The organism is Methylophilus medardicus (assembly GCF_006363955.1).
Taxonomy (GTDB): Bacteria; Pseudomonadota; Gammaproteobacteria; order Burkholderiales; family Methylophilaceae; genus Methylophilus; species Methylophilus medardensis.
The window spans coordinates 1,828,041-1,842,659 of the sequence record NZ_CP040948.1; the positions used below are offsets into that span (position 1 = coordinate 1,828,041).

13 protein-coding genes are annotated in these 14,619 nt (G+C 39.7%); 9 read left to right on the forward strand and 4 right to left on the reverse strand.

Annotated elements, in window-relative coordinates; translation table 11 throughout:
* Positions 1-10: 10 nt before the first annotated feature.
* The 3 genes from FIT99_RS08645 to FIT99_RS08655 all read right to left on the reverse strand — a co-directional run bounded on the left by FIT99_RS08645 (position 11) and on the right by FIT99_RS08655 (position 3,356).
* Positions 11-1,993, reverse strand: a complete 1,983-nt coding sequence (locus tag FIT99_RS08645) for a transposase (protein ID WP_140003921.1) — start codon at positions 1,991-1,993, stop codon at positions 11-13.
* A complete protein-coding gene (locus FIT99_RS08650) occupies positions 1,990-2,964 on the reverse strand; it encodes a PDDEXK family nuclease (protein ID WP_140003922.1) in 975 nt (324 codons plus the stop codon). The genes FIT99_RS08645 and FIT99_RS08650 overlap by 4 nt, the downstream gene beginning before the upstream one ends.
* Positions 2,965-3,107: 143 nt before the next feature.
* Positions 3,108-3,356 (reverse strand): DNA-binding protein, encoded by a 249-nt coding sequence (locus FIT99_RS08655; protein ID WP_140003923.1) that lies wholly within the window; start codon positions 3,354-3,356, stop codon positions 3,108-3,110.
* Between the two features lie 86 nt (positions 3,357-3,442).
* Between FIT99_RS08655 and FIT99_RS08660 the strand changes: the two genes are divergently transcribed.
* The 4 genes from FIT99_RS08660 (at position 3,443) to FIT99_RS12480 (ending at position 6,155) form a co-directional block, all read left to right on the forward strand.
* Positions 3,443-3,889: a helix-turn-helix domain-containing protein gene (locus tag FIT99_RS08660; RefSeq protein WP_140003924.1), complete on the forward strand. Its 447-nt coding sequence runs from the start codon at positions 3,443-3,445 to the stop codon at positions 3,887-3,889.
* 2 nt (positions 3,890-3,891) lie between these two features.
* Entirely contained in the window at positions 3,892-4,440 is a 549-nt protein-coding gene (locus FIT99_RS08665; protein WP_140003925.1) for a hypothetical protein, read from the forward strand.
* Positions 4,441-4,448: 8 nt separating this feature from the next.
* Positions 4,449-5,921: a TnsD family Tn7-like transposition protein gene (locus FIT99_RS08670; RefSeq protein ID WP_140003926.1), complete on the forward strand. Its 1,473-nt coding sequence runs from the start codon at positions 4,449-4,451 to the stop codon at positions 5,919-5,921.
* Positions 5,922-5,984: 63 nt separating this feature from the next.
* On the forward strand, positions 5,985-6,155 hold the full coding sequence (locus tag FIT99_RS12480; protein WP_223261159.1) for an N-acetyltransferase: 171 nt from the start codon (positions 5,985-5,987) through the stop codon (positions 6,153-6,155).
* A 125-nt stretch (positions 6,156-6,280) separates the two neighbouring features.
* Here the strand turns inward: FIT99_RS12480 and FIT99_RS08680 are convergent, their stop codons facing one another.
* Positions 6,281-6,649 (reverse strand): VOC family protein, encoded by a 369-nt coding sequence (locus FIT99_RS08680; protein WP_223261160.1) that lies wholly within the window; start codon positions 6,647-6,649, stop codon positions 6,281-6,283.
* A gap of 76 nt (positions 6,650-6,725) precedes the next feature.
* Between FIT99_RS08680 and FIT99_RS08685 the strand changes: the two genes are divergently transcribed.
* From FIT99_RS08685 to FIT99_RS08705, 5 genes are all read left to right on the forward strand, one after another.
* Complete coding sequence (locus tag FIT99_RS08685; protein ID WP_140003927.1) at positions 6,726-7,175, forward strand: MarR family winged helix-turn-helix transcriptional regulator; 450 nt, start codon at positions 6,726-6,728, stop codon at positions 7,173-7,175.
* A 494-nt stretch (positions 7,176-7,669) separates the two neighbouring features.
* Positions 7,670-9,409 carry a type I restriction-modification system subunit M gene (locus FIT99_RS08690; RefSeq protein WP_140003928.1) on the forward strand — a complete coding sequence of 580 codons (1,740 nt, stop codon included), beginning with the start codon at positions 7,670-7,672 and terminating at the stop codon, positions 9,407-9,409.
* Positions 9,406-10,632, forward strand: a complete 1,227-nt coding sequence (locus FIT99_RS08695) for a restriction endonuclease subunit S (protein WP_140003929.1) — start codon at positions 9,406-9,408, stop codon at positions 10,630-10,632. Before FIT99_RS08690 ends, FIT99_RS08695 begins: the two co-directional genes overlap by 4 nt.
* Before the next feature lie 34 nt (positions 10,633-10,666).
* Complete coding sequence (locus FIT99_RS08700; protein ID WP_140003930.1) at positions 10,667-11,215, forward strand: hypothetical protein; 549 nt, start codon at positions 10,667-10,669, stop codon at positions 11,213-11,215.
* A 114-nt stretch (positions 11,216-11,329) separates the two neighbouring features.
* Complete coding sequence (locus tag FIT99_RS08705) at positions 11,330-14,401, forward strand: type I restriction endonuclease subunit R (RefSeq protein WP_140003931.1); 3,072 nt, start codon at positions 11,330-11,332, stop codon at positions 14,399-14,401.
* Positions 14,402-14,619: the final 218 nt, after the last annotated feature.

Genomic DNA, 14,619 nt, shown 5'->3' on the forward strand with positions numbered 1-14,619 from the left:
TTCTTCGTAATCAGAAATTTCTTACGGAAAAGACTTCTTGAGTTTCTTGTTTAGACCTCCTTGAGGTTTTGGATCGGCCACTCACCCGCTTAATTGCCAAGTGCCATTCAACACCAACGTGTTGCTTGAAACGCTCCCGATACTCGATCTTACTTGCTAACTTTAGATCGTTAAGTGCTGACTTCTTAGCTAACACAACTTGATTATATTCATTTAGGTCTGAGAGTGTTATGTATAAGTCTTCTACGTCACCACGAATCTTGAGTTGAGCTTCAAGCTCATATAACTTGCCATTCCAATCGATCCAAACGTACCTTACACACATGTCCAAAACATACCCTTCAACATAGGTTGCATGAGAATTGAACAGGCCATCATCATGGATTGCTGAGGAGTAAAAAATCCGCTCCAAAAGTTTTACTCGACCATTATGTATTTGAAATTTTGTTTTGCTCAAAAAAGTGCGAACTGCTCGGTCAAATGACATCCGCTCACAGTCATTCCTGAATCTTTCATCGTAATGCCCCCAAATACCCAAGGGAGTAGGGAATACATTGATCAAATCCGCACTTGGATCAAGTCTCTCAACCGCGCTCGTCGTTTTGATATGCTCCAATACCCTTAAAATCTCTGCCTTTGCCAATTGCACTGCGGTGAGACTTGTTGTTTTATAAGTTGGCTGGCCTTCAAGCTTCATAAACTTGGGATGCGTAGTTTCGACAGTGGCTTTAGATTGCCCAGAATAAGATGGCGCAAGCTGTCTTATGGGTATGAGCTTTTCAAAATCATCAATAATACTTTTAGCAGCGCCAGGCCCACGGTCTAATAATAAGTGAGGAGGCAAGCCTTCGGATGGCCATTCGTGCTTCTCTATCTGTATACCAAATAATGCGCAGAATTTTTGTTTATCGATTGCCATACTGAATAGCAGTGCTCGATATCCCTCATGGCGCTCACTTCCGAAGCTAAACCCAAGCCCCAAAATCATTCCTGAAAGTGCATCTACAGCGCTAACTCCCACTAATCCCGGAAGGACACTGCTATCAAGCAGTCCTCTTGGTTTGGCTTCAATCTCATAAGCATCGAGGTATATTTTTTCACCTAAATTGGATACTTCTTGAGAGTACATCCCCTTGGAAGGAGCCTTTGAATTGCGATATCGCGCTTCACCATAAAGTATTCTTTGCCGAACCTCAACGGAGTAAACTTTGTCAATGACATACTTGAATTGGTTAAATGTAGGAAACGGTGCGTCGCTTAAGATTTCTAAATTTTGCCCCTTCCCTACAGTTTTACATTTGAACTCGTGATGGATAACATCAGCATGAATTTCGACTAAAGATTTGCCATTTTTCGCAAACCTTTCAAATCCTTCAATGCATTTAGCACTCATTTCAGATGTCATCCTAGATCCATAATGTTTTCCGGAAGAGATCGAGGGAGCACCTTGCTTAACTTTGGCGTGAACATTCCGATCCCACTTCCCACAGTTGTGAAAATCTGGAAGAAGGACAGCAGGATTATTGCCATATGCTGCGAAAGTTAATGTCCAATTCCGAAAACGTTTTTCGTTTTGTGGTGGATTCAATAATCTTGCGTGCTTATTTAATAACTTTTCTGGATCATTTTGACTGAGAATGTCTGGTAGCTGAGTTTTCACGCTTAAAACAAACTCAATTCTTTGTTTTAGATGTTCTTTAGTTTTCAAACTTTCATGCGTAGATTCATCCTCCAACCAACTGTAAATATCAAGACCCTCAAATGCGCTTAGGTGCTTTGGCAGTATCAGCTGGTTTTCACACTTAATAATTTTATGAGCTTGAATACCGTCTTCAAAATTGGAACGATTTATCTGTTTTAAGTAAGCATTTTTACCAATAAAAAATACAAGAGAGACATGAGAGGATTGCGCCCGATTATCAATTTTGTGATAAACGACTCCTTTTTTTAATGTTCCATATCCCTCAGGTGAGTACAATTGGAGACCGTTCATTGTTGCCCCTCAAAATATTCAGCATAATGTTCTAGCACATCTACTTTTTCGGGCCTTAATGGGCGATCAATCAAAACTGGTCTAAATAAATCGACTCTTAACGCTCTATTCCAAATTGCTTTATAAAAAATTTGTTTAGATTGCTCAGGCGTAAATTTATTAAGCAAATCAAAATACCCAATAATTTCACTCGGTGGTGTACCTTGTTTATAAGCAGTTTTGAAATAGTCCAGTAACTTCTGTTGTTTGCTAGTGCTCAACCCACTTGATGATTGGCAATGGACATAAATCTGTCTCAAGTTATCAAAAACATTACGGTCAAACTGATCTTCACTTAAAGCATGAGTAGTAATTCCGCAAGACTCATATTGAACTTGTTCGATTAAATGACGAAGATACTGACTTTCGCGTTTAGCTTTGTTTCTGTTGAAAACATTAAATTGATAGAGCTCTTTAACTCTAAATTCCGATTGATTTGATTTGATGCTCCAATTGATACATGAAATTTGTGATCCACTTTTTATTGCTAAAAGATGATCTCCGATAAATGGCACTGCCAAAGCCACTCTTTCACCTTGCTTATTGGTAATCAAGACTTTCCTTATCAGATTTTCACACCCTAACTCCTTAGCCACCTCCAAAGTGCCCATCATAGGAGCAAGCCTCACTTTATCAACACCAGGAAACCCAGATAGCGGGTGCTCCGACTTTAATGGTGGCAACATTCTCTGCTCTTGAATTCCAACAATATTTGGGTGGTAGAGAGCCAATAGTGCAAAATTAAGCTCTGGATTGGACAAACAGTGAATTCTTCTTTTGAACTTCGAAGAATAGATTTCTGCGGGTTTAGATACTGAAGGTGCTTCAGAACGAGTAGCTAAAATTGATGGGACATAGGATTCATCCCAGCTTGGATTATTTTGACGTATGTATATAGTTTTGACACGTGATGCTGTAATGCTTGCACCCATAGCAACTCCTCCAAAAAAATTGGTATATTTAAATCAAACATCTTGACAATGCCTGTTTAAATAGAGATACTAAAGGTGTGAACAAAAGTACTCTGCTTAAGCAGACAAAATCAAGCCGAATTCATCCGAGTTCGGCTTTTTTGTTAAAGGCTCACCATCTTCTGCTCTTGAGAAATTTTTTCAAGTTTAGTATTTAACTCTTCCACATTCATACTACTTCCAGGCTTCAATCCCAATGCCACGGCTATTTGATGGCTTTGGCCGCGCATACATTTTCTTTTTCCGTCTAAAACTTGGTAAACAAGGCCAGAGGAAAATCCGCGTAACCGAGCCCATTCCGAGACTGATAGCCCTGATTCATTGAACATATTCCTAACTTGGTTTGCATTCATATTGAAAACTGTTTAATGTTTATTTAAATATACTACAAAGTCACTTTAATTTGCAATCATATTTTTTTGTGTATACAATTTCAAACATGAATAACGATCAAACAAAAACACATGGAATTGCACCTGGCTTTGGGGAACGCCTCAAAAATGAACGTAACCGCTTAAACTATTCGCAGGGAGAACTTGCAGATATAGGGGGCGTAGGTAGGCTTACACAACTGCAATATGAGAGCGAAAAAACTTTCCCCACAACCAAGTATCTCAATTCAGTATCGCTAGTGGGCGTAAATTTAATTTATCTGCTTTTCAATTATGACAAACAAGCCGCATCAGTTTTAGAAATGCAGGATATTGATGAGAAGGTTCTTAATTTAGTTAGTAGAGCTATCGAAAGCTATCCAGACAAAAAGGTTACAGCGGAGACCTTCTCCTTACTATTTAAAATAACTAAAAATATGATGATTGAAAAAGCACGTGGCGAAATTTCAGCTGAGTTTGATATTTTGAGCGTGATTTCAAAAACGGCAGCTTAATCATGGCAATTGACTCCGAGGATGAAATCACCCAAAAGTACTTAACTGCTTTATACAAAGCTGTGAGAGCTAATCCAGATGATAAGAATTTGGATAATTTCAGCGATAACGTCATATCAAATTTTCAGACCCTGAACTCAGACCAAAAGCTAAAAAATCAAATTAATGATTTAAGACCAACAACATCAGCACTGGCAGCTACATCTGAGCCGTTGGAAACCCTACAGAGAGTCACTGGCATCACAAATAACCAAATTAAGCTTCTAAGAACTCAAAAAATACTGGACTTGACTGAAGGAAAGTTAATAATTTCATTCAAAAATATACTGCCAAAGAAAATAGCATTTTCAATAGCTACTGCACTATTTCTGATAACAGGATTTTTAACTGTCGGAATTTTTATGATTCCTGTGATGCAACCCTCTCATTGGTTACTTCTATTTTCTGTAGGCCATTTGATTGGAGTTGGTATTGGTAAAACTGCCGACAGGTCATTTCGCATTTATAACTTGCAAGACAAATTGAAATCTCTTGGTTCCTGGGTTGCCTAAACAAAACAATGTTTGAAGCAGACTTTGAACTGCCAAATATTTTCCCGGATGAAACGGTATATTCATGGTCAGCCAGATATCACAAACTATCGGCACACCACGCTGAATACCTGACAAGCAACATACTGTTCGGAAACACAAGTTCAGCATTAAGACTAGACATTCCAAATCGATTAAATCAGTTTGGGCATAATACTAAGCAAGTACTTGGCTCACCTCTGCAATTGCTTTTGAATCACACGAACTTGAAGTTCCACATACCCTTTCTTGATAAAGTATTATTCAATACAGTCATTGATAACCTATTAATTACCGAAAATAACTCAAGGGCAAGGGGCTTACTTGGTCTCAATAAATTTCCTGGAAATTTATTGCATACATTGAAGATTTGCCAAAACTGCAAGAAAGCTCAATTAAGCGAGCATCACTTCAATTACTGGATAACCGAACATCAATTTGCCAGTTCCTTTTTTTGCTCTAATCACCAGATGCCATTGGATACATATTTAGTTCCTTTTTATAGAGGCTATGTAGATCGACTTTATTTACCCTCACAAGCGCAACGTGATTTAAAAGAAATAGCACTCGACATAAGCACACTTGAATTGAGTCTAAGAAAAGTGAGCAACTGGGGATATTGGCTATCAACTCAAAAAAATTTACACCTAGATCAATCTAAGTTGAGATGGTGCTATTTGTATAAATGCACAGAATTGAACCTTGTCAGTTTTGATGGTGCTGCACGCACAATCCAACTGAGAGATAAGTTCGTAAAATATTATGGTTCAGATTTTTTGAGTATTTTTGGACAGGAGCTGTTAGGTGATTTATTCGATGTGAATTGTGGCTTTATTTCATCATTAGTGAGGGGCTCGAAAGCTAGCAAACACCCGTTGAAACACATATTGATGCTCAACTTATTATTTACATCACCAGAAGAGTTTGAATCAATCTTAAGCAGAGTTATTGAAGATCTAACTCTGGGAGGAGATGTTGCCTGTTTTAATAGGATCACAATTAATCAGCACAAGCTTAAAGAAGCAGTAAGACTTGGAATCCCAATTAGTAGAGTTGCGGTCGACTTTAATACAAATATTACTTCAGCAATTAAATATATTGATAAAAAGCAAATCAGCCGGCCCAAAAAACCAAGAATCAAAGGCACAAATTTAGAGCAACAGCTTGTCCAAATTATAGAAAGTGGTATTGATCGAAAATCTATTTGTATGTCGCTTGGAATTAAAGCATCATTTTTAAGAGATTACTTATCAAATCATCAAAAGTTAAAGGAATTATGGTCAAGCCAGCAACAAATAAAACTGATTGAACGACACCGAGATGATTTTAGGAAAATCTTAAATGATAATCAGGGCCGCTCTGTAAGGGGTTTATTAAGGATTCCGGGCAATGGCATTCAATGGTTAAGAAAACACGATTCTGCCTGGCTTGAGGAAAACTTAAAGGCCCTTTGGAATTTATGACCAAATCATTATTTTTTCAGGGTGAATTCTGAATAATTTAGTTGGTCGACTCAACAAGAGACAATGAATAATGAAGTGGGTAAAAAACTTATTGAAGTAGTGAGTAACGTTGGAAAAGAAAAAAACTGGTCAGTTATACGTTGGATTACCGCTGAAAACAATTACCGCGCCAGAAGCACTTACGATAAGTTAGCAAATCAAACCCAATGGGTTACGTACGATATAAAGCTATGAAAAATTGCCTAACCTATCCATCAAGTGGGGCACGCTAAAGCGCGCCCCTCATGTCAAACGTCAGAAACGAGCCAAACTCTGTGGTAAGGCGCTAAAGATTAAAAAGCTCTTACCGGCCGAGTTAATCATGATTCACCATGAATTGTAATTGCATATCCATCAGGATCTTTTAAAACAAAAAATCGCCCAAATGGGCCATCTTGAATTGGCTTTAGTATTGTCACTTCTTTTTCGATCAACTTATTGTAAAGTTTGTCAGCATTCGCAACTTTAAACCAAAGTGATATCCCAGCCCCCTTTAGTTCTACATGACTTAAATCAATTAAAGGTGTTCGAATAGCAAAAATACTACCAGCCTCTGTCTCAAACACAACAGCATGTTGGTTTGGGCTATCTCCCTTTTTAAAACCCATTACATCAGTATAAAAAATTGCAGATTTGTTGATATCAACGACCTGTAGTGAAACAAAATCTAAATTTGTTTGCATTTGCATTTATCATCTCCTTTTTAATCATGCGAACATATATTAGCATGCTAATATATGTTCGCAAGCTAATACAGGACTAGAAGTGCATAATATTGAGTTTGAAGACTCTATTAAAAGTCAGATAGGGTTCTTAATTAAGCGAGTGCAACAGGGGTTGAGAGGAAAAATGGATGAGGCACTCTCACAGCATGGATTAACAACATCTCAATATGCAGTGTTGTCACATCTTCGCGAAGCTACCTATCTATCAAATGCTGAACTTGCAAGACTCAGCTTTGTATCCGCTCCGACAATGATTCGGATTGTCCAAGAATTAGAGCGCATTGGGTTCATAGATAGAACAGAAAATAAAGTTCATCGTAAAGCTGTAGACATAACTATCTCGCCTGAAGGGGCTAGAGTTTTAAATCAGTGTGACTCTATTGTCCAAGGAATTCAGCAACAAATGCTTTCTGGCTTTACTAAAGACGATATAACCAATTTTGCAGGACTACTCATATCCTGTGCTGAAAAGCTTGAGGCTGCCGCTTAAAACTCAAACCATGTTTAATACCTTGAGAGTGATTTTGTTGCTTATGGATTTTCTAATATGGTGTCCGAGGTCTGCATAGTCAAGCAACAGTCTTTTTTGATTAACCAAGATAGTGAAGGTGGAATATTGTTCGCCATGAACGATATACTCCACCATTTTTCGCTTTTAGAATTTAGAGCATTTGGTGAAAAAGGGCGATGTGATTATTAGACTATGAAAAAATAATTCAAATCGCTGGTAATCAAAAATATGCCGAACCAAAAAACAAAAATGTTTACATCACCAATCTAAATACAGGCACCACTGTTATAAGATATGTCAAATAAAACCTTGATTACTAAGAGTTAACACTCCCAAAAATCTTCTACAACTAATAATGTCAGTCTGATAAGCAATTATTGGCGAGTAAATAAAAATATAACTTTGATTTTTATAACTTTAGACCATTAAGCTTTTTCAGTCTGTCCTGCTTAAAATGACTTGATGGAGCCTTAATGAATACTCAGGCAGTTAACATAAACTCTTCCTTAATTTGGTCTGTAGCCGATTTGTTACGTGGTGACTTTAAGCAATCAGATTATGGAAAGATTATCCTTCCATTCACAGTATTAAGACGTTTAGATTGCGTTCTTGAAAAAACAAAGGGTGCAGTTCTATCTGAATTTGAATCCAATAAGAACTCCCCTCCAGAAGCACTTGACCGCTTTCTAGTCAGAAAATCAGGTTATCAGTTTTACAACACCTCGAAACAATCTTTTGTATCCGCCTTAGATGATTCCAATAATGCGTATGCCAACTTGGTTAATTATGTTGGTGCATTCTCAGATAATGTGCGCGATGTGTTTGACCGTTTTAATTTTCAGGCAACACTAGACCGCTTAAATGATGCCAATTTGCTCTACATGGTGGCTAAGCAGTTTGCTGCCATTGATTTGCACCCAGATAACGTAAGCAATGTGCACATGGGGTTGATGTTTGAGGAGTTAATTCGTAAATTCGCAGAGCTCTCCAATGAAACCGCTGGTGAGCACTTTACGCCGCGTGAAGTGATACGCTTAATGGTGGAACTGCTGTTTGAGTCTGATGATGAAGTGTTAAGCAAGCCAGGTATTGTTAGAAGCATTTATGACCCTACCGCTGGTACAGGCGGCATGCTTTCTGTGGCCGAAGAGTATCTAAACAGGTTAAACCCTGATGCCAGATTGGTATTGCACGGGCAAGAGCTTAACCCTGAGTCTTATGCAATCTGTAAAGCTGACATGATTATCAAAGGCCAAGATATTGGTAACGTCATTTTTGGTAATACATTATCCGCTGATGGGCTTCCAGCCAAAAAGTTTGACTACATGCTTTCTAATCCACCATTTGGCGTGGAGTGGAAAAAGATTGAAAGCGTTATTCGTAAAGAGTTTGAGTCAAAAGGTTATGAGGGTAGGTTCGGTCCTGGCTTGCCGAGAGTTTCTGATGGCTCACTATTATTCTTACTTCACCTTATTTCAAAAATGCGTCCAGTACATGAGGGTGGTTCGCGGATCGGGATTGTTCTCAATGGATCACCTTTGTTTACTGGTGGTGCTGGTTCGGGTGAGTCAGAAATCCGTAAATACATTATAGAAAATGATTTACTTGAAACCATCGTAGCCTTGCCTACCGATATGTTCTACAACACGGGTATCAGCACCTACATTTGGATTCTATCGAACCACAAATCAGCCAACCGAAAAGGTAAAATTCAACTCATTAACGCAGCTGACTACTTCCAAAAAATGCGTAAATCGCTTGGTTCAAAACGCAAAGAGCTAGGTGAAAACGACATCAACACCATTGTAAGCTTGTATGGCAAGTTTGAAGATAACGAGCACAGCAAAATCTTTGATAACGCTGACTTTGGTTATAGCACCATCACTGTTGAACGCCCACTTAAAGACGATTCTGGCAATTTAATCTTAAGTGAAAAAGGCAAAAACAAAGGTAAGCCGCAGCCAGATTCGAGCCTGCGCGACACTGAGAATGTGCCTCTCAAGGCTAATATCCAAACCTACTTCGAGCGAGAAGTGCTGTCGCATGTACCTGAAGCTTGGATCGATCATGACAAGACCAAGGTTGGCTATGAAATCCCGTTAAACCGCCACTTTTACAAGTACGTCGCGCCGCGCTCGCTGGAAGACATAGATGCAGATCTGAAGAAGGTTTCTACCGAAATTATGGAACTCCTGAGGGAGATAACGGCATGAAGCTGAAGCCGTATCCGAAATACAAGGGCTCGGGGGTTGAGTGGCTTGGGGCGATTCCAGAGCAATGGTCTGTTAGCCAGATTGGTCGCTTGTTTGAAATCCATAAACGTATTTCTGGTGAACTAGGTCATGATGTGCTATCCATAACTCAGCGTGGGATTCAAGTAAAGGATATTGAAAGCAATGATGGTCAATTGTCGATGGATTATTCGAAGTACCAGATAGTGGAGGTGGGGGATTTCGCTATGAATCATATGGACTTGATCACTGGGTTCATTGATTTGGCGCAATTTCCCGGAGTAACAAGCCCTGACTATCGCGTATTTCGCCATCGAAAAACATCCAATGTAGAAGATAGATATTTTCTAGCAGTATTTCAGGACGCGTATCTCCGCAAGCTCTTCTTCCCTTTTGGCCAAGGAAGCTCTCAGCTTGGTCGTTGGAGATTGCCAACGGAATCATTTAAGTCATATCCGATCCTTGTGCCTTCGATAGACGAACAATCAGCCATCGCCACCTTCATCGATCGCGAAACGGCCAAACTCGAGACCCTGATCGCCAAGCAAGAAAAGCTGATCGAATTTATCAATGAAAGAATCATGGCAACAGTTATGGCTGCAATGACCTCGGCTGAGACTGAATACATTCGTTTTGGGTACGTGTGTGAGGTTATTTCTAGGCCAGTAATTCAGGCTCCTGATGATTCTTTTACCCGACTCGGGATTCTGAATCGTGGTCGAGGGCTGTTCAAGCGGGAGGAAGCTGATTCTGAAGATATGGGCGATTCGGACTTCTTTTGGGTTAAAAAAAATGACCTAATTTTAAGCGGCCAGTTTGCATGGGAGGGATCCGTCGCAATGGCTCAAGATGCGCACGATGGATGTGTTGTCTCCCACCGATTCCCAATCATTAGAGGAGTATCCGGTGTTGTATTGACCGAGTACCTATTTGCTTTGCTTATGACACCACATGGTGATTTTCTTTTAAATGAGAACTCACGCGGTTCAGCTGGTCGTAATAGACCATTGAACTTGAATCTTCTGCTAAAAGAGAAGATACCTATTGCCTCCATGACTGTGCAAAATGAAGTTGCAAAACTTTTAACCTTGCGAAGCAAATTAATCGAAAAAGCCAAGCGATCCATTGAGCTGTGCAAAGAACACCGCACAGCCCTAATTTCAGCAGCGGTGACAGGCAAAATTGACGTGAGGAATTATGCCTAGGTCACAAAATCTTTTTATAGCTTATGACATTGGCATGCAACGTGAAGATGCTTACTCTGGGCCTTTGGTGTTTTCGTTAACTCCAATGGGTAAACCTACCTTATTAGAGCTGTCACAACAGTATTTTGATGCGGCTGACACCCTGGTTGAGTCTATCAAAAAACAAAGAATTGAAGACTACAAAGTGGCTTATCCAACACTTTATTTGTACAGGCATTCTATTGAGCTAATTCTTAAGTTTATTACTGACTCAAATGAGAGTACTCATAACCTAAATACTGTAACTGATAATTTCATTGCGTATGTGAGCAAAAATCATAATCAAAGTGTTCCCAATTGGATTAAAGAGTCCTTGAAAGAGTTGGCTAAAACTGACCCAACATCGACTGCATTTCGTTATGCAGAAGATAAATACAACGGAAAGAAACACCCACCTTCAAGCGTAGAGGATGTTTATGTATATGTAGTTAACTTTCAATTAAGAATGACTGAGTTATACAAAGCCTTGTATAGAGTTGCTACTTACTTTGCGAAAACATCAACAGAACAACTTATTAAAGAGATGGCAAAGGAGATCAAATGACCGATACACTAACAAAATACAGGGTTGTCGATTTCATTAGTAAGTTACTGCCCATATCTAAGATGGAAGTTGGATATAAATGACTAAGTACAAAAATAAAAAATAGGGAGTTTTATGGCTAACTTACATACTGAAATTAACTTCGAGAAAGATATTTGCGACTATCTAAACGCCCAAGGTTGGCATTATTCGCCTGATGACACTGGCTATGACAGTGAGCTTGCCTTGTTCCCTGAAGATGTCATTGATTGGATTAAATCCACGCAAGATAAAGAATGGCAAAAGGTAAAAGCACTGCACAACGGCAACTCTGAAAAAACCCTTCTTAAAAGGCTTGCTGAAATGCTTGATAAAGATGGTTCGCTATCGGTTCTGCGCCATGGGTTTAAAAACGTCAATGCCAAGTTTGCCATGTGCCAGTTTAAACCAGCACAGTCAGTAAACGCCGATACGATTGCCAAGTATCAACAAGTGAAATTGCGCGTTATGCGACAGGTGCATTATTCACTATCTAATCAAAATTCGATTGATTTGGTTTTCTTCATCAATGGTATTCCAGTTGCCACAGCAGAACTCAAGACAGATTTCACACAATCGGTTCAGGACGCGATAAATCAGTACAAGCATGACAGAGTACCCAAAGATGTTGTAACGAAGCGTGAAGAGCCTTTGCTTATATTTAATAAGCGTTCTTTAGTGCATTTTGCAGTCTCAACTGACGAAGTGTTTATGACCACCCATCTTAAGGGTAAAGATACTTTCTTTTTGCCATTTAACTTAGGCGACCATGGTGGTAAGGGTAATCCAGTTAATCCAAATGGCTACCGCACCAGTTATTTGTGGGAGCGTGTGCTGGATCGTGATGCTTGGTTAAATATCGTCGGTAGATTCGTTCATCTGGAAAAAGAATCCATTGCTGATGACGATGGCACATCCACTGAAAAAATATCAATGATATTCCCTCGCTTCCATCAATGGGAAGCTGTCACAAAATTGGTAGATACTGCACAAATTGAAGGTACTGGTCAAAAGTATCTCATCCAGCACTCAGCGGGTTCTGGTAAAACCAACTCGATTGCATGGACAGCACATCAACTTGCCAGTTTGCATGATCCAAATGACAAAAAACTGTTTGATTCAGTCATCGTAATTACCGACAGAACCGTGCTCGACTCACAATTGCAGGATGCGATTTATCAGTTTGAGCATAAACATGGTGTTGTTGAAAAAGTCACCAATGAAGGTAGCTCTAAATCCTCAAAACTCACCAAAGCATTACAAGACAGAGTGCCTATCATTATTGTCACCATCCAGACGTTTCCATTCGTATTGGATGCCATCCGTGAATCAACCAGTTTGAAAGATAGAAGCTTTGCCGTGATTGCTGATGAAGCGCATTCATCGCAAACTGGCGCTACAGCAAAGAAATTAAAGCAAGTATTGAGTGCTGAGCGTACGCAAGAAATTGAGGATGGCGCTGAGATTGATATTGAAGAGCTACTTGAGGCTGAAATGGCTGGCAGGCTCCAACCAAAGAATATTAGTTTTTTTGCTTTTACTGCCACACCTAAAGCGAAAACCATGGAATTATTTGGCCGTGTTGGTGCATTTGGCTTACCTGAGCCATTCCACGTTTACTCAATGCGCCAAGCCATTGAAGAAGGCTTTATTCTTGATGTGCTTAAAAACTATACGCCCTACAAAATGGCGTTTAGATTAGCTTTTAATGGTCAAGACTATGACAGCGAACAGGTAGACCAAAGCAAAGCCTTAAAGTCACTCATGCGTTGGGTCCGTCTGCATCCTCATAATATCTCGCAAAAAGTACAAGTGATTGTCGAGCATTTCAGAGCGAATGTCGCATGGCGTTTGGATGGTAAAGCAAAAGCCATGGTAGTCACCAGTTCACGCAAAGAAGCTGTGCGCTACAAAATTGCGATTGATAAATACATTGAAACACAGGGCTACAAAGACGTTTCATCATTAGTGGCGTTTTCTGGAGAGGTGTTTGACGCAGAAAGTGGCCCTGACAAGTTTACTGAAAACAATATGAACCCAGGCCTTAAAGGGCGTGAGTTACGTGAGGCGTTTGATACGGACGAGTATCAAGTTATGTTGGTGGCCAATAAATTCCAGACTGGTTTTGATCAACCAAAACTGGTTGCGATGTATGTCGATAAGAAGCTATCAGGTGTTACAACTGTACAAACCTTATCCCGTCTTAATCGCACATATCCTGGAAAGACAGACACGTTTGTTATCGACTTTGTAAACGATGAAAACGAGATATTGTCCGAGTTCAAGAAATACCATGAAACTGCTGAGCTATCGGATGTAACCGATCCTAACATAATTCATAATTTACAAACCAAGCTTGATGCCACGGGCATTTACACATTCAGTGAAATCGATGCGTTTGTTGCTGCTTACTTGAAACCTAAAGCAAAACAGTCAGAGATTCAGTCGCATATCGCTCCTGCTGTTCAACGATTTAGAGTACGCATGAAAGAGGCTAAAGCTTCAGTACCTGAGCAACAAAAGGAAGTGGATGCGCTTGAATTGTTCCGAAAGGATATTGCTACATTTGTGCGTATTTATGACTTTCTATCGCAAATCGTTGATTACAGTGACACAGACCTTGAACGCAGAAGCATATTCTTTAAACATTTGAGTCCTCTGATTGTAGAGGATAACAGAACAGACGAGATTGACCTTTCTGATGTTTTAATGACCCACTATAACTTGCGTGATAAGGGCACAAAGAACCTTTGGGGTGGTGGCAAAGATGAGGGTGAAGATAACACGCTCAAACCGATTACGGGGGCTGGTAGTGGTGCTCCTAAGGATCCGGCAAAAGCAATGCTCAGAGAGATTGTTGCTCAAATGAATGAACTGTTTGAAGGCAATGAGCTAACTGATGCTGATATGATTAACTATGCCGCCCACATTAGAGACAAAATGATGGAATCGGACGTGTTGGCTAAACAATCTGCTGCCAATACCAAAAACCAGTTCGGGGCGAGTCCAGACTTTATCAATATCTTTGAAGACGCAGTTATTTCCGCCTATCAATCGCATAAGTCTATGTCAGAACAAGTCATGGGTAAAATCCATGTGAAGAAGGCTATGGCTGCAATGCTTTTGGATTTGGTTTACAAAGGTTTTGAAGAGCAACGGACTAAATAGCGGTATCTAATGATGAACGTCTTTCTTAATCTAAGATACATTAAAACCATTGGTGTTGACGATAACGACGACCACTATATAGTTAGTGTTCATGGCATCGTTATTCCTTTTTTCTAAATCAGCACAGCTGCCATCAATTTGCCTAATCGTGTCATTAACCGCCTCGAAGATATCTTGTCTCTAAGGCAAATTCGCTAAATAGTCATACTGCGACTTTT